Origin of the sequence: Tautonia sociabilis (assembly GCF_003977685.1) — a bacterium.
GTDB lineage: Bacteria > Planctomycetota > Planctomycetia > Isosphaerales > Isosphaeraceae > Tautonia > Tautonia sociabilis.
The window spans coordinates 50473-70277 of record NZ_RYZH01000038.1; the positions used below are offsets into that span (position 1 = coordinate 50473).

At 69.8% G+C, this 19805-nt stretch carries 15 protein-coding genes; 1 reads left to right on the top strand and 14 read right to left on the bottom strand.

Going from position 1 to position 19805, the window contains the following annotated elements:
- Positions 1 to 24: 24 nt before the first annotated feature.
- From TsocGM_RS18125 to TsocGM_RS18175, 11 genes are all read right to left on the bottom strand, one after another.
- On the bottom strand, positions 25 to 618 hold the full coding sequence (locus TsocGM_RS18125) for a hydrogenase maturation protease (protein WP_126726875.1): 594 nt from the start codon (positions 616 to 618) through the stop codon (positions 25 to 27).
- Positions 618 to 2042 carry a Ni/Fe hydrogenase subunit alpha gene (locus TsocGM_RS18130; protein ID WP_126726876.1) on the bottom strand — a complete coding sequence of 475 codons (1425 nt, stop codon included), beginning with the start codon at positions 2040 to 2042 and terminating at the stop codon, positions 618 to 620. Before TsocGM_RS18130 ends, TsocGM_RS18125 begins: the two co-directional genes overlap by 1 nt.
- A 24-nt stretch (positions 2043 to 2066) precedes the next feature.
- Positions 2067 to 2690, bottom strand: a complete 624-nt coding sequence (locus tag TsocGM_RS18135) for an NADH-quinone oxidoreductase subunit B family protein (RefSeq protein WP_126726877.1) — start codon at positions 2688 to 2690, stop codon at positions 2067 to 2069.
- Positions 2678 to 3388, bottom strand: a complete 711-nt coding sequence (gene hoxU / locus TsocGM_RS18140; RefSeq protein ID WP_126726878.1) for a bidirectional hydrogenase complex protein HoxU — start codon at positions 3386 to 3388, stop codon at positions 2678 to 2680. The genes TsocGM_RS18135 and hoxU overlap by 13 nt, the downstream gene beginning before the upstream one ends.
- A gap of 4 nt (positions 3389 to 3392) precedes the next feature.
- Positions 3393 to 5030 carry an NADH-quinone oxidoreductase subunit NuoF gene (nuoF, locus tag TsocGM_RS18145; protein ID WP_126726879.1) on the bottom strand — a complete coding sequence of 546 codons (1638 nt, stop codon included), beginning with the start codon at positions 5028 to 5030 and terminating at the stop codon, positions 3393 to 3395.
- Positions 5017 to 5553, bottom strand: coding sequence for a bidirectional hydrogenase complex protein HoxE (hoxE, locus tag TsocGM_RS18150; RefSeq protein WP_199756821.1), 537 nt, complete (start codon positions 5551 to 5553; stop codon positions 5017 to 5019). Before hoxE ends, nuoF begins: the two co-directional genes overlap by 14 nt.
- Positions 5554 to 5579: 26 nt before the next feature.
- Positions 5580 to 6593 (bottom strand): dihydroorotate dehydrogenase-like protein, encoded by a 1014-nt coding sequence (locus TsocGM_RS18155; protein ID WP_126726880.1) that lies wholly within the window; start codon positions 6591 to 6593, stop codon positions 5580 to 5582.
- Positions 6590 to 10177 carry a pyruvate:ferredoxin (flavodoxin) oxidoreductase gene (nifJ, locus tag TsocGM_RS18160; protein ID WP_126726881.1) on the bottom strand — a complete coding sequence of 1196 codons (3588 nt, stop codon included), beginning with the start codon at positions 10175 to 10177 and terminating at the stop codon, positions 6590 to 6592. The genes TsocGM_RS18155 and nifJ overlap by 4 nt, the downstream gene beginning before the upstream one ends.
- A 333-nt stretch (positions 10178 to 10510) precedes the next feature.
- The gene (gene hypE / locus TsocGM_RS18165; protein WP_126726892.1) at positions 10511 to 11503 is read right to left on the bottom strand and encodes a hydrogenase expression/formation protein HypE; all 993 of its coding nucleotides are present in this window, start codon (positions 11501 to 11503) and stop codon (positions 10511 to 10513) included.
- Positions 11504 to 11573: 70 nt separating this feature from the next.
- The gene (gene hypD / locus TsocGM_RS18170; RefSeq protein ID WP_126726882.1) at positions 11574 to 12683 is read right to left on the bottom strand and encodes a hydrogenase formation protein HypD; all 1110 of its coding nucleotides are present in this window, start codon (positions 12681 to 12683) and stop codon (positions 11574 to 11576) included.
- Positions 12670 to 12957, bottom strand: a complete 288-nt coding sequence (locus TsocGM_RS18175; RefSeq protein ID WP_126726883.1) for a HypC/HybG/HupF family hydrogenase formation chaperone — start codon at positions 12955 to 12957, stop codon at positions 12670 to 12672. Before TsocGM_RS18175 ends, hypD begins: the two co-directional genes overlap by 14 nt.
- 193 nt (positions 12958 to 13150) lie before the next feature.
- On the opposite strand from TsocGM_RS18175, the gene TsocGM_RS26145 reads away from it, so the two are divergent.
- Positions 13151 to 14128 carry a serine hydrolase gene (locus TsocGM_RS26145; protein WP_158633620.1) on the top strand — a complete coding sequence of 326 codons (978 nt, stop codon included), beginning with the start codon at positions 13151 to 13153 and terminating at the stop codon, positions 14126 to 14128.
- A gap of 16 nt (positions 14129 to 14144) precedes the next feature.
- On the opposite strand, the gene TsocGM_RS18185 is transcribed toward TsocGM_RS26145, so the two are convergent.
- The 3 genes from TsocGM_RS18185 to TsocGM_RS18195 all read right to left on the bottom strand — a co-directional run bounded on the left by TsocGM_RS18185 (position 14145) and on the right by TsocGM_RS18195 (position 19507).
- Positions 14145 to 15287, bottom strand: a complete 1143-nt coding sequence (locus tag TsocGM_RS18185; RefSeq protein WP_126726885.1) for a PA0069 family radical SAM protein — start codon at positions 15285 to 15287, stop codon at positions 14145 to 14147.
- Between the two features lie 90 nt (positions 15288 to 15377).
- The gene (locus TsocGM_RS18190; RefSeq protein ID WP_126726886.1) at positions 15378 to 16874 is read right to left on the bottom strand and encodes a sulfatase; all 1497 of its coding nucleotides are present in this window, start codon (positions 16872 to 16874) and stop codon (positions 15378 to 15380) included.
- A 47-nt stretch (positions 16875 to 16921) separates the two neighbouring features.
- Positions 16922 to 19507: an alkaline phosphatase D family protein gene (locus tag TsocGM_RS18195; protein WP_126726887.1), complete on the bottom strand. Its 2586-nt coding sequence runs from the start codon at positions 19505 to 19507 to the stop codon at positions 16922 to 16924.
- Between the last annotated feature and the right edge of the window lie 298 nt (positions 19508 to 19805).

Below are 19805 nucleotides of genomic sequence, written 5' to 3' on the forward strand. Positions count from 1 at the left end.
CCGGGCGGTCGTTCCCCTCTCGTCTCAGGGCCAATCGGGACGGGTCGATGCTCCCGAGCGCGAGGGCGGCCTGACACCTGACTCGTCCGCCGGCCTTGGTCTAGATCGGCTCGAAAGCGACCCGAGGCCCGGTGATCGCCGCCGGATCGGTCTGCGATCGATCGGCACCAGCAGCCTGGAGATCCACCGCATCGCCTCCCGCAGCCCCTGCCGGGCGTCTGGGGAAAGCCCCTCACCGATCGAGAGATCGACGGCAGGGACGGTGATCAACCACGCTTCGGGAGACCGGCTGAACACCTCCCGGGAGAGGGCGAGCAGGCGTCGAGGGTCACTCACATGTCCGATCGTCTCACGTCCATCGGCCGGCGCGATCGGGCGGGCCTCGACCCGATCCCCCTCCCCTTCCCCGGCGATCCGGGCATCAACGAAGACCGCCAGCCGGGCCTTCGCCAGCGGCTCGGCCAGCTCGGGGAGCAGTTGATGGGCCTCGATCGCCTCCACCCCCGGGATGCACCACCTCGAGACGGCCTGGGCCACGCTCGGCCCCACCCCGTCGTCCCGTCGCATCGGATTGCCGAAGCCGATCACAAGGACGGACGCGGCATCGAGCGTCTCCATCAGTCTCGCCTCTCCTCGTGGAGCACGTCCCCGTCCGGGCCGACGAGCCGGACTACCATCGGCATCTGGCCGAGGGCGTGGGTCGAGCAGCTCAGGCAGGGATCGAACGCTCGGATGCCCGCCTCCAGGCGGTTGAGCACCCCCTCCGGGATCGTCGGCCCGGTGATGTAACGCCGGGCGATCTGGAGCACCGTGGCGTTCATCGCCAGGTTGTTCTGCCCGGTGGCGATGATCAGGTTCACCGAGCGGATGAGCCCGTCCCGATCGACCTGATAGTGGTGGAACAGCGTCCCCCGAGGGGCCTCGCTCACCCCCACGCCCTCGGTCGCGTTGATGCCCGCCTCGGCCCGCAGCCGGTCGGATCGCAAATCGGGGTCGTCGATCAGGCGGCCGATGCGCTCAATGCTCGCAAGAATTTCGATCAGTCTTGCATAATGATACCAGAACGAGGACGAGACGATCCGCCCGCCCCGCTGGCGGTACTCGGTCAGCTCGGCGTCGGCCAGCGGCGTCCCCATCCGATCGCACAGGTTCAGGCGGGCGATCGGGCCGACCCGGTACATGCCCCCGGGGATCCCCAGAGGGCGATAGTAGGGAGACTTCAGATACGAGTCCGGCTGGATCACCTCCGCGATGAATTCCCGGTAGACGTCGGCCCCGGGCGAGTCGACCAGGATGTTCCCCTGGGCGTCGGAGAGCCGGAGCCTCCCGTCGTAGTGCTCCCAGGAGCCGTCCGGCGCGACGAGGCCGCAGTACAGCGTCGGGAAGTTGCCGAAACAGGACGCCTCGTCGGCGAAGCGGTCGAGCAGCCCCTTCATCAGCCCCAGAGCATACCGGGCCGCCTCCTCCGCCTCGGGGAGTCGAGCCTTGATCCGATCTCGTCCCTCGACCGTCAGCGCCGCCCGGACGCCCCCCGGCACGCACCAGCTCGGGTGGATCTTCCGACCGCCGAGCCGCTCGATGATCTCCTGGCCGAATTGCCGTAGCCGGATGCCCCGCAGCGCCGCCTCTCGGTTGGCCCGGGCGAGGCCGAAGACGTTCCGCCCGGCGGGGTCGGCGTCGAAGCCGAGCAGCAGGTCCGGCCCGCTCAGGTGGAAGAAGCTCAGCGCATGCGACTGAACAATCTGCCCTAAGTTCATCAACCGGCGCAGCGTCTCCGCCGCCGGGGGGATCTTGACCGCCAGGATCGCGTCCCCCGCCTTGGCCGAGGCCATCAGGTGGCTGACCGGGCAGATGCCGCAGATCCGAGCCGTCAGTCCGGGCATTTCCCAGAGCGGCCTCCCCTCGCAGAACCGCTCGAAGCCGCGGAACTCGGCGACGTGGAACCTCGCGTCGGCGACCGAATGATCGTCGTTCAGGAAGATGCTGATCTTCGCGTGCCCCTCGATCCGGGTCACGGGATCGATCACGATCCGACGCCCCATCGTCACGCCTCCCTTCCCCTCCTCTCAGTCGCCCCGAGGCCGGCCGCCCCGGAAGGCCCTCGAGGGCATCGCCTCTGCTCCGTCGGGCGAGGGCGGCTGCCCATATCCGCCGAAGTGGATGCGGTGCCCCGGGAGGTCGACCGGCTCCCCCGCGATCATTCGCTCCAGCGCCGCCCGGATCGTCGGTCCCGACGGCGGGCAGCCCGGCAGGAAGGCGTCGACCGGCACGATCGCGTGCACCGGCACCACGCGATCCAGCAGCTCGGGCACCGTGTCCGACGCCTCCGGAATCGCGCCGGGAGGGTCGGAGGCCCGAAGGTAGGCCCGCTCCAGCACCGGCAGCGCCCCTCCCAGCGGGTTCCTCAAGGCGGTCACGTTCCCCGTCACGGCGCAGTCGCCGAAGGCAACGACCAGCCGGGTCCGCTCCCGCACCCGTTGGATCATCGCCAGGTGCTCCACGTTGCAGACCGCCCCCTCGACGAGCACGACGTCCACGCCCTCGGGGTACTCCTTGGCGTCGACCAGCGGCGAGTAGACCACCTCGGCCACATCGGCCTGTTCCAGCAGGAACTCGTCCGTGTCGAGGAACGACATGTGGCAGCCCGAGCATCCGCCGAGCCAGACCGTCGCCAGCCTCAGACGGTCCATCGCTTCTCCTCCCGGGCCGTGATCAGGAAGCGGAGCATCGCGCGGTCGTGGACGTTCTCGGCGACCGACGCCCCCCGGTGGAACAGCGCCCCCGTTGGGCAGGCCATCACGCACTTGCCGCAGGAGGTGCAGGTGCTCGACTCCCCCCACGGCCGGTCCAGGTCGGTGATGACCCGGGACCGAGCGCCCCGGCCCGCCACGTCCCAGGTGTGCGCACCCTCGACCTCGTCGCAAACCCGCACGCATCGCGTGCAGAGGATGCAGCGGTTGTCGTCCTGGCCGTAGCGGTCGTGCGACAGGTCGACGCCGCACTCCGGGGCGAGGTAATCAAAGCGAATATGATCAACCCCTAGTTCCTCCGCCAGATTCTGCAGCTCGCAGTGGCCGTCGGCCACGCAAACCGAGCAGACATGGTTCCGCTCCGCGAACAGCAGCTCGACGATCATCTTCCGGTATTCCCGGAGCTGCTCCGTGTCCGTCCGCACGTCCATCTCCTCGGCCGCCTTCGTGACGCAAGACGGCATCAGCCGGCCGTTCACCTCCACCAGGCAGAGCCGGCAGGCGCCGACGGGGCTCACTCCGTCGAGGTGGCAGAGCGTCGGGATGCGAGTTCCCGCCTCCCGAGCGGCCTCCAGGATCGTCTGGCCCTCCCGGGCGCTGATCATCGCCCCGTTGAGCCGAAGGGTCGTAACGGCCATCGCTTCACCTCGCGATCGGAGAGTGGGTTCCCTCGCCGTTCTTCCCGATCAGCTTCGCCTCGTACTCATGCCGGAAGAAGCGCAAGGTGCTCAGTACCGGGTTCGGGGCCGCCTGACCCAGCCCGCAGAGACTGGCGTGCTTGACCATGTCACACAGCGCCTCCAGCCGCTCGAGCTCCTCGGGAGCGGCAACCCCGCGCTCGATCCGGTCGAGCATCCGGTACAGTTGCACGGTCCCCGATCGGCAGGGAACGCACTTGCCGCACGACTCGTCCATGCAGAAGCCCATGAAGTACCGAGCCAGGGCGACCATGTCGTCGTGCTGGTCCATGACGATCATGCCTCCCGAGCCCATGATCGAGCCCAGCGCCTTGAGGGCCTCGTACTCGACCGGCGTGTCGAAGAGATCGCTCGGGATGCAACCTCCCGACGGCCCCCCCGTCTGGACGGCCTTGATCGTCGACCCTTCGGGGGGGCCGCCGCCGATTGATTCGACAATCGCGCGCAGCGTCATTCCCATGGGAACCTCGACGAGGCCCGTGTTCCGGACCTTCCCGGCCAGGGCAAAGACTTTTGTTCCCTTGCTCCCCTGGGTGCCGATGCCGGCGAACCAGTCGGCTCCCTCGCGAATGATCGCGGGGACATTGGCGAATGTCTCCACGTTGTTGATCAGGGTCGGGCAGCCCCAGAGCCCCGACTCGGCCGGGTACGGGGGTCTGGGCCTTGGCTGGCCGCGCCGGCCCTCGATCGACTGCAGCAGCGCCGTCTCCTCGCCGCAGACGAACGCTCCGGCCCCGATCCTCAGGTCGACCCGGAAGTCGAACGGCGACTCGAAGATGTCGCTGCCGATCAGGCCGAGGCGCCTCGCCTGTCGGATCGCCGTGTCGAGCCGCTCGATCGCCAGGGGGTATTCTCCTCGGACGTAGATAAACCCCTGGTCGGCTCCCACGGCGAAGGCGGCGATGGCCATTCCCTCGATCACCCGGTGTGGGTCGCTCTCCAGGACGCTCCGGTCCATGAAGGCGCCGGGATCCCCCTCGTCGGCGTTGCAGACGACGTACTTCTGGCCGGGCGGCATCTTGGCGACGGTCGCCCACTTCAGGCCGGTCGGGTAGCCGGCGCCTCCCCTCCCGCGCAGGCCGCTCCGGGTGATCTCATCGACGACCGCCTCGGGGCTCATCTCGTGCAGGGCGAGAGACAGCGATCGGTAGGCACCGGCGGCAATGGCCGACTCGATCCGTTCGGGCTCCACCCTCCCGGTGTTCTCCAGGACGATCGACCGCTGCATCGAGAAGAAGGGGGCGTTCAGGTCGGCCGTCGCCACGCCATCGGCGGGGGCCCCGCCGGCCGCCCGGGCGATCGCCGGGGCCTGCTCGGCGGTCACCTTGCGGTAGAGGACCGGAGGCGTCCCCTCCCCCTCGGCCCTCACGAGCGGGCCCTCGCTGCAAAGGCGCAGGCAGCCGACCTTCCGGACGCGGACCCGGCCCGCCAGCCCCCCCGCGACGACCGTCTCCGAGAGGCTCCGGCAGATCTGTTCTGCTCCCGAATACTGGCAACTGGCCGCGAGGCACACGCCCAGCTCAACCGGCGCCCGGTCCGCTCGTTCGCGGTCGGCCAGCGCGATCAGGTCATTCAGATCCATGACCGGTCCATCCTCCCACCCTGCGGGCGACCTCCTCCTCCGACAGGTGGCCCACCACCTCGCCGTCGAAGATCGCCAGCGGCGCCAGGCCGCACGATCCCGTGCAGCGGGTCGTCGCCAGCGAGAACCGGCCGTCGGGAGTGGTCTCCCCCGCTCGGCCCCCGGTCAATTCCTCCACGATCGCCAGCAGCCGCTCGGCTCCCTTCACAAAGCAGGCCGTCCCGGTGCAGACCGTGCAGGAGTGCTCCCCACGGGGAGCGAAGGTGAACAGATGATAGAACGTGGCCACTCCGAAAACCCGGCTCGGGGGCAGTTCCAGCCCCCGGGCGATGTGCAGCAGCACGTCGTCGCGCAGCAGGCCGAAGGCCTCCTGCGCCACGTGCAGGACCTCGATCAGCGCGTCCTGGCGGAAGCGATGCCGCTTCATCTCCAGGTCGATCACCTCGAACCGGGCGGCGTCCTCCCCAGGGGAGGCGACCGCCCCCGCTCTCGGGCTCCGGGTCGTTCCGGCGGTTCGGAACACGGTGAGGCCCTCCTCGGGGCCGAGGCTCAGGAGATCGCCCCGTTCCCCGTGTAATTAACGAGGGTCTTGATATAATTCGCCCGCTCGAACGCCTCGGGATCCGGTGCGTTGATCTGGCTGATGCTCCCCTTCATCTGGCCGACGGAGAGGTAGTCCCGCTCCTCCAGCCACGCCCGGGTGCCCTCAACCAGCACCTTCAGGTGTCCGATCCCCCTCCGGTACAGCGCGGAGGCGACCATCGTCGCGTCGGCTCCGGCGAGCAGCAGCTTCAGCACGTCCTGCGGCTCGTGCACGCCGGTCGTCGCCGCGAGTGAGGCCCGCACCCGGCCGTAGAGGACGGCGATCCAGCGCATGGGCAACCGGACCTCGTCGCTGGTGCTCAGCACCAGCCTCGGGACGACCCGGAGCGTCTCCAGGTCGATGTCCGGCTGGTAGAATCGGTTGAACAGCACCAGGCCGCTCGCCCCGGCACCGGCCAGCCGGACGGCAAAGTTCGGCAGCGACGAGAAGTACGGCCCGATCTTCACCGCCACCGGGATCGACACCGACCGGCAGACCTCGGTCACCAGCTCCAGATCCTGCGCCTCGACCGCGATCGCGTCGTCGTGCGAGTCGGTGACCACCCGGTAGACGTTCAGCTCCAGCGCGTCGGCGCCGGCGTCCTGGATCAGCTTCGCGTAGCGGATCCAGCCTCCGGTTGAGTTGCCGTTCAAGCTGCCGATGACCGGGATGCCGAGCGACCGCTTGGCCGATTCCACGAGGCGGAGGTACGCCTCGGGCCCGGTGTTGTCGTCGTTCATCTCGGGGAAGAACGAGAGCGCCTCGGGGAACTTCTCCGAGGTGAACTCGTAGAACTCGTGCACGGCGAGCTGGTCGTGCACGATCTGCTCCTCGAACAGCGAGGGCAGGACGATCGCCGAGGCGCCGGCGTCCTCCATCCGCTTCAGGTTCCCGAGATCGAAGCCCAGCGAGCAGGCCGAGACGACGATCGGGTGGGCCAGATCCAGCCCGAGGTATCGCGTGCTGAGATCGACACTCATGACACCACCCCCACCACGCCCCGCTCGGGGACCGTGCGCTCGACCCCGGCCATCTGTTCGTAGAAATGCCAGCGTTCGTCGATGTCGCGCTGGGCCAGTCGCAGCAGGAAGTCGGCGCGCCTTGGGTCGGTACGGGAGAGCATCGCGTACCTCGCCTCCTTCATGGCGAACTCCTGGAACGGCAGGGTCGGCTTGCGGCTGTCGAGGTGGAAGGGGGTCTTCCCCTCGCCGGCGAGCCTCGGGTCGTGCCGGAAGAGCGGCCAGTAGCCGCTAGCGGTCGCGTCCTTCTGATGCGACATCGCCGTCGCCATCGGGATCCCGTGCGCGATGCAGTGGCTGTAGGCCAGAATCAGCGAGACGCCCGGGTACGACTCGGCCTCCCGGAACGCCTTGAGCGTTTGCAGCGGGTTGGCCCCGATCGCCACCTGGGCGACGTAGACGTTGCCGTAGTCGACGGCGATCATCCCCAGGTCCTTCTTCGCGACCCCCTTCCCCTGGGCCGCGAACTTCGCCACCGCTCCCCTCGGGGTCGCCTTCGACGCCTGGCCTCCCGTGTTCGAGTACACCTCCGTATCCAGCACGAGGATGTTCACGTCCCTTCCCGAGGTCAACACGTGGTCGAGGCCGCCGAAACCGATGTCGTAGGCCCAGCCGTCTCCTCCCACGATCCAGACACTGCGACGCACCAGCGCATCGGCCACGGCGACCAGCGAGGCCGCCTCGGCCCCCTCGACACCCTCGAGCGCCCGCTTCAGGGCGGCCACCCGCTCTCGCTGCGCCCGGATGCCGTCCTCCTCGCGCTGATCGGCCTCGAGGATCGCCCGCACGAGGTCGTCGCCGACCTTCGCGGAGAACCCCCGCAGCAGGGTACGGGCGTACTCTTCTAGCTGGTCGACCGCCAGGCGGAAGCCGAGGCCGAACTCCGCGTTGTCCTCGAACAGGGAGTTCGACCAGGTCGGGCCGCGTCCCTCGGCGTTGGTGGCGTAAGGCGTGGTGGGCAGGTTGCCGCCGTAGATCGACGAGCAGCCGGTGGCGTTGGCGATCATCGCCCGGTCGCCGAAGAGTTGGCTCATCAGCCTCAGGTACGGCGTCTCGCCGCAGCCGGCACAGGCGCCGGAGAACTCGAAGAGCGGCTGGAGCAACTGCGAGCCCTTCACCGTCTCCGCCTTCACCGCCGATCGGTCGGCGAAGGGGAGCGCCTCGAAGACCTCCAGCCGGGCCCGCTCGACGCGGAGCACGTTCTCGGTCTTCGCCTCCATGTTGATTGCCTTGTGCTTCGCCACCTCCTTGCTCACGGCCGGGCAGATGTCCACGCAGACGCCGCATCCCGTGCAGTCATCGGGATAGACCTGGATGCTCAGGTGCTGCCCCGGGAATTCCTTCCCCTTCCACGGCCGGCTCGGGAACTCTCCGGCCTTGCCGTCGAGTCCCCGCAGCGCGGAGGGGTCGAACACCTTGGTGCGGATCGTCGCGTGGGGGCAAACATATGCGCACAGCCCGCACTGGATGCAAAGGTCCGGATCCCAGATCGGGATCTCCTGGGCGATGCTCCGCTTCTCATACTTCGCCGTGCCGGTCGGGAAGGTGCCGTCGACCGGCAGGGCGCTGACCGGCAGCAAGTCCCCCTTGCCCGCCATCATCAGGGCCGTCACTCTGGCCACGAAGTCGGGCACGTTTCCCGAGACGGTCGGCAAGCGGTGCCGGGATCCGGTCACCTCAGCCGGCACCGCGACCTCGTGCAGCGCGGCCAGGGCCGCGTCCACGGCGGCGAAGTTCCGCTCCAGCACCACATCGCCGCGACGGCCGTAGGTCTTCCGGATCGCGTCCTTGATGTGCGCGATCGCCTCCTCTTTCGGCAAAATCCCCGCCAGGGCGAAGAAGCACGTCTGCATCACCGTGTTGATCCGGGGGCCGAGCCCGGCCTCGGAGGCGACCCGGTAGGCATCAACAACGAAGAATTTCAGCCTCTTCTCGACGATCTCCCGCTGTAGCTCCGCCGGCAGCGTGTCCCAGACCTCCTCCGGGCCTCTCGAGGAGTTCAGCAGGAACGTGGCGCCGGGCTCGGCCGCCTCCAGCACGTCGATGCGCTCCAGGAACGCCTCCTGGTGGCAGGCCACGAAGTTCGCCCGGGTGATCAGGTACGGCGAGTCGATCGGCCTCGGCCCGAACCGCAGGTGCGAGATGGTGATCGCCCCCGACTTCTTCGAGTCATAGACGAAGTACCCCTGGGCATACAGCGGCGTTTGCTCGCCGATGATCTTCACCGAGTTCTTGTTCGCCCCCACGGTGCCGTCGCTGCCCAGGCCGTAGAAGATGGCCCGGGTCACGTCGTCCGGCTCGGTCGAGAGCGCCGGGTCGTGCTTCAGGCTCAGGTGGGTCACGTCGTCGACGATCCCCACGGTGAACCGCCGCTTCGGCGCCTCGGCCTTCAGTTCGTCGAAGACCGCCACCGCCATGCTCGGCGTGAACTCCTTCGACGACAGGCCGTACCGCCCTCCGAGCACCCGGGGCATCGCTCCGTCGCCCCCTCGGGCCTCGACCAGCGCCGTCACCACGTCCTGGTAGAGCGGCTCGCCGATCGCTCCCGGCTCCTTTGTCCGGTCGAGCACCGCGATCGACCGCACCGTCTCGGGCAGCGTTTCCGCGAACGCCTCCACCGAGAACGGCCGGAACAGGCGGACCTTCACCACGCCGACCTTCTCGCCTCGGCCGTTCAGATAGGAAACCGCCTGGGAAACCGTCCCCGCCGCCGACCCCATCACCACGACCACCCGGTCGGCGTCGGGCGCCCCCTCGTAGTCGAACAGACGATATCGGCGGCCCACTCGATCGGCGAAGCGGTCCATCGCCCGCTGCACGATCCCCGGCATCGCGTCGTAGAACGGATTGCTCGCCTCCCTCGCCTGGAAGAAGACGTCGGGGTTCTGGGCCGACCCCCGCAGAACCGGCCGGTCGGGAGACATCGCCCGCTCCCGGTGGGCGCGGACGAGGTCCTTGTCGATCAGCGCCCTGGCGTCGTCGGGCGTGAGCTGCTCGATCTTGTTCACCTCGTGCGACGTGCGGAAGCCGTCGAAGAAGTGCAGGACCGGCACGCGCCCTTCCAGCGTGGCCATCTGGGCGACCATCGCCAGGTCCTGGGCCTCCTGCACCGAGGAGGAGGCGAGCATCGCCCAGCCGGTCGACCGGCACGCCATCACGTCGCTATGGTCGCCGAAGATGGAGAGCGCGTGCGTCGCGACCGACCGCGCGGCGATGTGGAAGACCGTCGACGTCAGCTCTCCCGCGATCTTGAACAGATTCGGGATCATCAGCAGCAGGCCCTGAGACGCCGTGAACGTCGTCGTCAGCGCTCCGGCCTGCAGGCTCCCGTGCACCGCCCCGGCGGCCCCCGCCTCGCTTTGCATCTCGATCACGTCGGGGACGACGCCGAAGATGTTCGGCCGGGACGCCGCCGACCAGGCGTCGGCCAGCTCCCCCATCGGCGACGCGGGAGTGATCGGGTAGATCGCGATCACCTCGCTCGTCAGGTGGGCGACATGGGCCGCGGCCTCGTTGCCATCGATCGTCACCGATCGTCTGTCCACCTCGGACCTCCCGCTCGGTTTCGGCCCGGGCCGGAGCCCGCACCGCCCTCGCCGATCGTCCGCCCTCCCGGCCGCCCGGAACGAGGGTCCCCCGCCCCTCGACCGATGCGATCGGGCACCAGGATATAAAAAAAAGCCCCGACCGAGCGACGAACGCGCTCGACGGGGCTGTCTTAGCCGATCTCGACGTCGCCGCTCGCGAGCGACGCCCTCACTCTCGAAGTCTACCGGCTCGCCGAGGGGCGGGCAAGTGGCCCCTCGCCATTCGCCCGTTCTCCCAATCGCCCTCGCCGCGCGCACCGCCCCGAGCGACAGCCTCCCCTCCCCTCCCGATCAGCAGATGCGGGGGAGCGGGTCCCCTTCGAGCAGGTCGACGATCCGGGTCCCGCCATAGGGCGTCTCGGCCAGGACCGCCCGAGCGGGCCCCTCGCGGAGGGTGCCGACGATCGCCGCCCCCTCGCCGCCGGGGATCGACCGGAGCCGATCGAGCAACCGATCGGCCGCTCCCGGAGCGACCACGGCCAGGAACTGCCCCTCGTTGGCCACATGCAGCGGATCCAGCCCGAGCAGCTCGCACGCCCCCCGCACGGGCTCCCGAACGGGGATCGCCGCCTCCTCCAGCACGACCGCCAGGCCGCGGTCCCTCGCCAGCTCGTTCAACGCCGACGCCACTCCTCCCCGGGTCGGGTCCCGAAGCCATCGGACGGCTCCCGGATCCTCCTCCAAAAGCGGGCGGACGAGCGGCCAGACCGGCCGGGAGTCCGACCTCAGGTCGGCCTCCAGGTCCACCTCTCCTCGGGCCAACAGGATCGTGATGCCGTGGTCGCCGATCGGCCCCGAGAGCAGAACGCGGTCCCCTTCCCGGACCCGATCCGGCCCGAGCGCGACCCCCTCGAGCACCCGGCCCAGGCCCGTCGTCGAGACATACAGCCCGTCCCCCTTCCCATGCTCGACCACCTTCGTATCGCCCCCCACCACGGGAACGCCCGCCCGCCCAGCGGCCTCTCCCAGCGCTCGAAGCTCGGCCTCGACCGTTTCGACCGCCGTCCCCTCCTCGATCACCAGGGCCGCCACCAGCGCCACCGGCCCGGCGCCGGCCATCGCCAGGTCGTTGACCGTGCCGTTGACCGCAAGCTCCCCGATCGACCCTCCCGGGAACCGCAAGGGGCGGACGACGAACGCATCGGTCGTCATCGCCAGCCGGCCGGGGCCGATGTCCAGTACCGCCGAGTCGGCCAGCGTCCCCTTCCAGGCATCACCCAGCAGCGGAACGATCGTCCCCTCCACCAGCCGGCGGCTGGCCTTGCCGCCGGCGCCGTCGGCCATCTCGATGATCGGGGATCGAGGAAGTCTCGACACGTTGATGGGCTCCGGACGCCGGGGCCGGCCGCTCAGGTCAGGTCGCGGCCGGCTCTCCTCGGCGATAGGCGTGGTAGGCGGCGCAGGCCCCCTCGGACGAAACCATCAGCGCCCCGATCGGGTGTTCGGGAGAGCACTCGCCCCCGAACAAGGGACAGGACGTCGGCCGCATCAGCCCCCGGAGCACCCGGCCGCACGGGGAGTCGTCCGGAGCGCCGTCTCCAGCGTCGGGAGGGGGGAACCAGCGCTCGGCGTCCAGGTCGGCGAACTCCTCCCGGAGCCGAAGGGCCGACCACGGGATCCGGCCGAGCCCTCGCCACTCGAACGAGTCGCGTTCCTCGAACACTCGGTCCATCGCCGCCAACGCCGCGGCGTTCCCCCCGTCGGGCACGGCCCGGCGGTACGCGTTGACCAGATCGGCCCGGCCCTCGTTGATCCGTTCGATCAACAGCAGCACCGCCTGCAACAGGTCGAGCGGCTCGAACCCCGAGACGACAACCGGGATGCCGTGGTCCCTCGGGATGAATTCATACGCCAGGCTGCCGATCACGGTCGAGACGTGCCCCGGCCCGATCATCCCGTCCAGCCCCGCCCCCGGCGGAGCGAGCAGCGCTTCCAGCGCGGGCACGATCCTCACATGGTTGCAGAAGACCGAAACGTTCTCCACCCGCTTCCGCCGGGCGAGCAGCACGGTCAAGGCGGTGGCCGGCGCGGTCGTCTCGAAGCCGATGGCGAAGAAGACCACGCGGCGATCGGGGTTCGCCTCCGCCAGCCGGAGGGCGTCGATCGGCGAGTACACCGCCCGGACGTCCCGGCCCGAGGCCCGGGCTCGCAGCGGGCTTCCCAAGGTCCCCGGCACGCGCATCATGTCGCCGAAGGCGGTCAGGATCACTCCCGGCTCCTCCGCCATCGCCAGTCCCTGGTCAATCCTCCCCCGAGGGAGCACGCAGACCGGGCAGCCGGGGCCGTGGATCAGCTCCACGTTCGAGGGGAGCAGGTCCGGCAGGCCGAAGCGGTGGAACGCGTGCGTGTGCCCGCCGCAGACCTCCATGATCCGGTAGGTTCGTGCCGGATCGACCTGGCGTCGGATGCGGCCGAGGAGTCCCGCGATCAGGTCGGAATTACGATATACGTCAATATGTCGCATCGGGGTCCCCGCCTTCTCCCCCGCCCGGATCGGGTTCTGGGACGCCGTCCTCGCCGAGCATCGCCAGCAGCCGGAGCTGCTCCCTCGCCTCCTCCTCGCCGACCTTGCTCAAGGCGAAGCCGACGTGGACCAGGATCCAGTCGCCGGGGCCCACCCCCTCCTCCCGCAGGAGGTCCACGTTCACCCGGCGCCGGACCCCTCCGATCTCGGCCGTCGCCTCGCCAGGCTCATCCGGATCGAGGGACACGATCCTCCCGGGAATCGCCAGGCACATGCCGATCTCCTTTCGCTCCCAACGCCGCTTGCCTCGGCCCCCCACCCGCCATCCTAAGGCCCCCCGGCCGATTGTCCAGGGGAGGGTCGGCCCGGAGGCCCCGTGACGACGGCCGGCCGATCTGGTACGCACGATGCGTCGCTGGTTTTCTCGACGCCGGCGCCGGCGTCCCCGAACCGATCCGGAGTCCCCGATGCGAACCCTCCGATGGGCCGCGACCGCGGCCGTCCTCCTCGCGGCGATGGCCGCCGCTCCCCGGCCCTCCTCCCCGCCGTCCCCGGCCGACGATCCCCCCGGCCGCCCGCCCGCCTCCTCGCCGGAAGCGACCGTTCTTGCCATCCTTGAGGAACACGGCGACGGCGTCTCCGCCGGCATCTGGGTCGGCGGTCCTTCGGGGGTTCCCTGGTTCACCCTCGATCCCGACACTCCCTTCCCCACCGCCAGCGCGATCAAGACCGCCTACCTAGTCGCCCTCTTCTCCCGGTTCGCCGACGCCCTCGACTCCCCTCCCCCCGGCCTCGACGCCGCCCTCGCGGACGACCACCCGGCGATGGCCCCCTACACCGTCTCGCAGCGCCGGGAGATCCGGGAGGCCCTCTCGGAAGCCTCCGTCCGACGCCTCGGCCGGGTCATGATGGGGTCGGATCCGGCCCCGAACCACGTCTACAACGCCGCCGCCAGCCTCGCCACCGCGCTGCTCGGCGGTCCCGAGGGCATGACGGCCGCCATCCTCGCCCTCGACCCGTCCTTCTCGCCGATCTCCTCGAGGCGCTACATGCTCGCCCCCCGGAACGTGACCGGAGACAACGAGGCGTCCGCCTCGGCGCTGGCCGCCGTGCTCGGTCGGCTCGCCTCGGGGACGGTCCCCGGGGTCGATCCGGCCACGGTCGAGGCGATTCGAGGCGCGATCATCGCCGAGGACGTCGCCTTCGGTCTCGAGGGCCGCCACCACTCCAAGGGCGGCAGCCTCAACTCCGACCCCCTCACCCGAGTCTTCTCCGGCTGGTGGGAGCCCCCCGGCTCCCGGCCGATCGTTTACACCGTCATGCTCTCCCAGCCTGGCCCGGGGGCCCTTCCCCGCGTCGAGGCCGGCGATCGCCTGGAACAAACCGCCGAGAGGCTGACGACCCTCCTGCTCCGGGCGGCCGAGGAGGCCTCCCGGGACCGCTGATCGCCGCGATCCTTGTTCAAAACAGCAGAAGCTGTCCGCCCTCCGGAGGAGGCCGGAAGCGGGAGCGGTCGAACGCAGGCAGGCGGCCGTCGAGGCCCGACCGCTTCCGGAACAGTCGGAAGACGTCTGCAATCCTCCTGGCGACCGGCCCGGATCCGGTCATCCGAAGGCCGAAGGCGGACTGGTTGTCCCGCCCCCCCCTGGCCTCCCGGACGGCCGCCCGCACGCGGTCGAGCCGGTCGGGCCGGGCTCGGGCCAGCCAGTCCCAGAAGACGGGGCCGACCGCCATCGGCAGCCGAAGCAGCACAAAGCCCGCCGTCCGGGCCCCGGCCGACGCGGCGGCCTCCAGCAAGGCCGGGATCTCATGGTCATTCAAGCTTGGGATCACCGGAGCGACGAGCACCCCCACCGGCACTCCCGCACCAGCCAGCGCCCGGATCGCCCGCAACCGAGCGGCCGGCGTGCTGGTGCGCGGCTCCATCGACCGGCAGAGCGCGCCGTCGAGCGTCGTCAGGCTGATCATCGCGTGCACCAGGCCCTCCGAGGCCATCGCCGAGAGCAGATCCAGGTCCCTCAGGATCAGCGCGTTCTTGGTGATGAGCGCCATCGGCTGCCCGCACTCGGCCGCCACCTCCAGGCACCCCCGAGTCAGGCGGAACGCCCGCTCCCCCGGCTGGTAGGCGTCGGTGTTGGGGGCAATCGCGATCGGCTCGGCCTGCCAGCCGGGGCGCCGGAGGAACTCCCGGAACAGGGCCGGCGCGTCGTGCTTGACCAGGATCCTCGACTCGAAGTCCAGGCCCGCGTCCATCCCCAGGTATTCGTGGCTCGGCCTCGCGAAGCAGTAGGCGCAGCCGTGCTGACAACCGCGGTAGGGGTTGATGCTGTACGAGAACGGGATGTCCGGGCTGTCGTTGGTCGAGACGATGCTCCGGGACCGATCGGGGATGTACTCCGTGCGCAGGTTGCGCCGGGATTCCAGGTGCTCGGCCAGGCCCTCGGGGTCCGACTCGAGATCCTCGAAGTCGTCCTCGTAAGTCGGCCCGCCGAACCGACTCGGAGGGCGGATCTGCGCCCCCCTTCCCTTCGCGTTCGCGTTCGTGTTCGCGCTCGCGTTCGCGTTCGCGTTCGCGTTCGCGTTCGGCGCGTTCGACTCGGTCATGGTCGGATCGCCCCCCGTTCGGCCGGCCCTCGTGATCGTTTGTATCTTACCACGAGGAGGGCCGGGGGGGAGGCGATCGGTCCTGATCGATCAGGGGTTGGTCAAATTCGGCGCCCAGAGCCCGTTGCGCAGGGCCGGCACCTCTCCCGAGGGGGGGAAGGTGGAGCGCACCGCCTCGAGCAGCAGCGCCGACAGCTCGGCGACGGTCTCGGCATGCCCCGGGTCATCGGCCAGGTTGGTCAGTTCCCGGGGGTCGGCGTCGTGGTCGTACAATTCCCGTCCTCGCCCGCCGTCGTCCCACTCGGTGTATCGCCAGCGGGGGGTTCGGATCGAGTAGCCCTCGAACCCATTCGGCCCTCCTCCTCGGCGGACCTGGCTCAGCGCCCAGCCCCGGCCGGGAGCCTCGGGATCCCTCAGCAGGGGGACGAGGCTCTGCCCCTGGAGGTTGTCCGGCGGGGAGACCCCGCACAGCTCGGCCAGGGTCGGGTACAGGTCAACCAGCCCAACCGGCGCCGTTGAAACGGTCCCCCCCTTCGACACTCCCGGCGCGGCGATCAGCAACGGCACCCGAGCGCTTTCCTCGAACAGGCTCATCTTCTGCCAGAGCCCGTGCTCTCCCAGGTGATAGCCGTGGTCGCTGGTCATCACGATGATCGTGTTGTCCGACAGGCCCAGCCGGTCGAGCGCATCGAGCACCTTGCCCACCTGGGCGTCCATGAAGGTGATGCTCGCAAAGTAGGCCTGGACGGCCTCGCGGCGGAGGTCGTCCGACATCGTCTCCTGTTCCTTCTTGGCGCTCATCAGGCCGGGGGAGGGGATGTCGGCCCGGTCCTCCTCGATCCCCCGCACCACGGGCATCTCCTCCTTCGGATAGCCCTCGAAGTACGACGCCGGCGCCACATACGGCGTATGAGGCCGGAAGAAGCCGACGGCCAGGAAGAACGGCCGGTCGGACTGCCTCGCGCACCGTTCGAGCACCCACTCGGCGTCGGCCGCCTGGAGGGCGTCGGTGTGCTGCTCCTCGGGGCGGGGAGAGGCGTACCAGCTCAGCGTGCCGCCGAACTGGCCGGGCACGAGCGAGAAGATCTCGTCCGGCTGCTCCACCAGGCGGTCGACGCCCGCCGGGTTCAGCTCCAGCTCCCAGGAGCCCGGGTCGTCGTGCCCGTTGGTGCCGACCGAGTTGGGCACGTTGTAGTGGTACAGCTTGCCGATCCGACCGGCGAAGTACCCCTCCAGCCGGAACGCCTGCGGCAGGCTCGGGTGCGAGGGGATCGTCTGCCGGAAGATCTGGCCGTTCCCCTTGATCCCGGTGCTGTTGGGATACAGCCCCGTGAGCATCGAGTTCCGGCTCGGTCCGCAGAGCGGGTACTGGCAATACGCCCGGTCGAACCGCACTCCCCGAGCCGCGAGGCGGTCGATGTTCGGCGTCTTCACCATCGGCCTTCCGTAGCAGCCCAGGGAATTGTTCAGGTCGTCGGCGATCAGGAACAGCACGTTCGGCCGGTCGGCCGCCGAGGCCGTCCCGCCCGGGAGGCCGGCAAGAGACAGCAGGACGATGCCGATCGCGGATTGGATCAGTCGATTCATGCGCAGTGCTCCCCAAACGTGCTGTCGAGAAAGATCAACAGCGCGAGTCATGGACGCCCGAGGCGGATCTCCAGCTCGTCCTCATTCCCCGGCCTGGCCTCGACGCCCGATCGCTCGGCCGAGACGCCGGACTCGGGGTCGCTCACCCGGATCGTATACGGCCCGGCCGCGAAGGCGAACGGCCGCCACCGAGGCGAGGGGAGCCTCAGCGTGGAGACGGTCTCGCCGGTCTTCTCGTCGATCACCTGGACCACCGGAGCGTCCGAGCCCCGGATCACCAGCTCCGGCAGCAGGGCCTCGGCGGCCCGGGCGCCGCCGCAGTCTCGCTGCGAGACGGTCACCGGCCAGCCGGGGAACTGCGAGCCGGGCTCGGTCGGATCGGCCAGCAGCGGCCAGCACTCGACGGTGATCGCCCGCTCCCTGGTCTGGAACCGGACGACGCCGAAGCCGGCCGACTTGTCCGTCTCGGCGTCGAGCACGCCTCGGCGGCGTTCGAGCTTCGGATTGGCGCAGGAGAGGACCGTCAGCGGATGGCCGAAGCTGTCGGTGAAGTCTCCCGAGTCCTCGGGGGCGCCGGAGGGTCGGTTCGCTCCCGGGTGTTCGGGGCGAAACCAGCGCGGGTACAGGTTGTTGATCGCCGGGCCGGCGAAGGCGACCGTCCCGTCCCGATGCTTGTCGATGCCGTAGTGGACGACGGCCGGCAGGTGCTGGTCGCCGGCCAAGTGGAAGGCGAACCCTCGTCGAAGGGCCCGGACGGCGGCATCCCGGGCGGTCTGGGGCCAGGCGTTGGTGTCGTAGTCGGCCACCAGGTAATTGTCGGCCTGCCCGTGGTGGGTGGCCATCGCCGTGAAGATGGTCTGGGAGATGGCCGCCTTCATCCGGGTCGTCGGGTCGGACCAGTCATCGGCCCAGGACTCGAGGAATCGCATCTGGGAGTCTCCCAGCAGGTCGAGGCCGGGCCGATCAGCGCTCTTCGGGTCGAAGCCGGGGTCGATGACGTGGTCGGCCCGGCCGCTGGTGGTGGGCGGCACCTTGCCGGCGGGGCCGGGCTTGTACTGGCGGTCGGCGAGGATCGCGAACGAGACGCCCCCATACGACAGCGGGCCGTAATACCCGGTGATCCCCTGCAACCCCGGCTCGGCGGGAGAGTCCGGATGGTGCGACGTCTGGATCCGGTGCACCACGTTCACGAACTCGGCCATCATCTTGTAGCCGCCTCCCGACTCGGCGGCGGCCCCCTGCCCCTCCGCCTTCTTGCCCCCCCCCCCCCCGAGGTTGCCGTGGTAGACGTCGTGGTCGTCGGGAATGGAGACGCTCGGCCGATCCCGCATCAGCTCCCGCCAGGTCCAGCCGTGCTGATACCACTTGCGCAGCACGTCGAGCAGCGCGTCCTCCAGCGACATCCGCTCGACCCCGAACCCTCCCGTCGATTCGTAGTATTGATCCCCCGTGAACGCGAGCAGGTCCGGGTCGAGCTTCGTCATGCTCGCCACCGCCGCCTCGTTCGGGAAGGCGTAGTGTGCGTTGCACGAGATGTCGGCGACGGTCAGGATCTCGGCGCCCACCGGATCCCGTCGGACCAGTCCATCATACGTATCTTCAACGGTTGACCCGTCGGTCGACCGGAGAGCGTATGCCAGGCGATAGGGCGTGTCCCTCGTCGCGTCCCAGCCCTCGACCCGGAAGTGAGCGGTGCGGGATCGGGGATCGATGGGGACCTCGGCCTCGGCTCGCCAGCCGTCCCCTCGGTCGAGCAGCAGGCGAACCGTCCGGGAGTCGTCCTCCCCCAGCGGGGGCATCTGGGCGGTCAGTTTCAGGATGCCGCCGTGCACCGTGTACTGCGCGAACAGGATCGGGCCGAAGGTCCGGTCGTCGAAGGCGTCGACCTTCGAGCCGGAGATGGCCCAGTCGGCGAACCGGAACTGCCCCAGACGAGGGCCTCCCGGCGCGTTCCCCCGACCGGCGGGGCCTGGATTGCTGACGAGGGCCAGGTTGCCCACGAGCCGGGACGCCGGGATCCCCGATCGCGACACCGTCCCGAGCTCCCGGCCGTCGGCCGCCGATCGGGCCGAGAGGGTCATCGCGTAGGCGTCCCCCTCGGGCGCCGCTTCCAGGACCAGATCGACCTCCTCGGCGTTCAGCTCCACCGGAGAGACGACTCCCTCCGGGCCGGAACCAATGAACAATTCTCCCGATGAGCGCAGGCCGACTTCCAGGCCCGATCCGTGGACGAGGGCGTTCCGGTAGTCTCCCAGCGGCCCCCGCACGCCGACCGAGAAACCGGCCGATCCCCCGGAGTCGGACAGCCGCCCGCCGTCGATCGCCCCGACCCGGACGCTCATCCTCAGGTCGCCGGGGCGGTCGGCCAGCTCCCGGGTGAGCAGGTGGACGCTCCTCCCCGGCGCGGGGCGGATGCATTCCAGGACGCCAGCTCGGATCCGCCAGTCCTGGAGCGGGTTCGACCAGTACTCGGGGCCCGGCCAGACGCGATCGGGGGCCGATCCCCAGGCGCTGCGGAAGCCATCCCCCTGGCGGGGGGCCCGGGAATGGGCCTGCGAACGGGCGGCCAGCGCCGCGGTCGCCGCGGCGGAGCCGGCGAGGAAGGTCCGTCGGTTCACGGGATGCTCGGTCATGGCGGAGGGCTCGGGGTTCGTCGAGTCGGCCGGCCGGCCGGCCGGAGGCGGCCGGGGCTCCGGTTGCGATCCGCGGAGGCCGCCCGCACGAGGAAAACGCCCATGCTACCGGCACGACCTGGGCGGGGAAACCGCTCGACTCCCCCGCCCGATGCCCGGCCGCTCTTGCCTCTTGCGTCTTCTCTCTTATTCCCTCTTGCTTCTTGCGTCTTATTGCCTCTGACCTCTGACCTCTTGCCTCTTGCCTCTTGCCTCTTGCCTCTTGCCTCTTGCCTCTTGCCTCTTGCCTCTTGCCTCT

Coding starts and splice junctions, on each gene's coding strand:
- nuoF (WP_126726879.1), bottom strand. CDS start 5,030: ATGGATCTGAATGACCTGATCGCGCTGGCCGACCGCGAACGAGCGGAC.
- hypD (WP_126726882.1), bottom strand. CDS start 12,683: ATGCGACATATTGACGTATATCGTAATTCCGACCTGATCGCGGGACTC.
- TsocGM_RS18155 (WP_126726880.1), bottom strand. CDS start 6,593: ATGAGTGTCGATCTCAGCACGCGATACCTCGGGCTGGATCTGGCCCAC.
- TsocGM_RS18185 (WP_126726885.1), bottom strand. CDS start 15,287: ATGACCGAGTCGAACGCGCCGAACGCGAACGCGAACGCGAACGCGAAC.
- TsocGM_RS18195 (WP_126726887.1), bottom strand. CDS start 19,507: ATGACCGAGCATCCCGTGAACCGACGGACCTTCCTCGCCGGCTCCGCC.
- TsocGM_RS18175 (WP_126726883.1), bottom strand. CDS start 12,957: ATGTGCCTGGCGATTCCCGGGAGGATCGTGTCCCTCGATCCGGATGAG.
- TsocGM_RS18135 (WP_126726877.1), bottom strand. CDS start 2,690: ATGGACCGTCTGAGGCTGGCGACGGTCTGGCTCGGCGGATGCTCGGGC.
- TsocGM_RS18130 (WP_126726876.1), bottom strand. CDS start 2,042: ATGGGGCGTCGGATCGTGATCGATCCCGTGACCCGGATCGAGGGGCAC.
- TsocGM_RS18125 (WP_126726875.1), bottom strand. CDS start 618: ATGGAGACGCTCGATGCCGCGTCCGTCCTTGTGATCGGCTTCGGCAAT.
- TsocGM_RS26145 (WP_158633620.1), top strand. CDS start 13,151: ATGCGAACCCTCCGATGGGCCGCGACCGCGGCCGTCCTCCTCGCGGCG.
- hypE (WP_126726892.1), bottom strand. CDS start 11,503: ATGGCCGACGGCGCCGGCGGCAAGGCCAGCCGCCGGCTGGTGGAGGGG.
- TsocGM_RS18190 (WP_126726886.1), bottom strand. CDS start 16,874: ATGAATCGACTGATCCAATCCGCGATCGGCATCGTCCTGCTGTCTCTT.
- hoxU (WP_126726878.1), bottom strand. CDS start 3,388: ATGGCCGTTACGACCCTTCGGCTCAACGGGGCGATGATCAGCGCCCGG.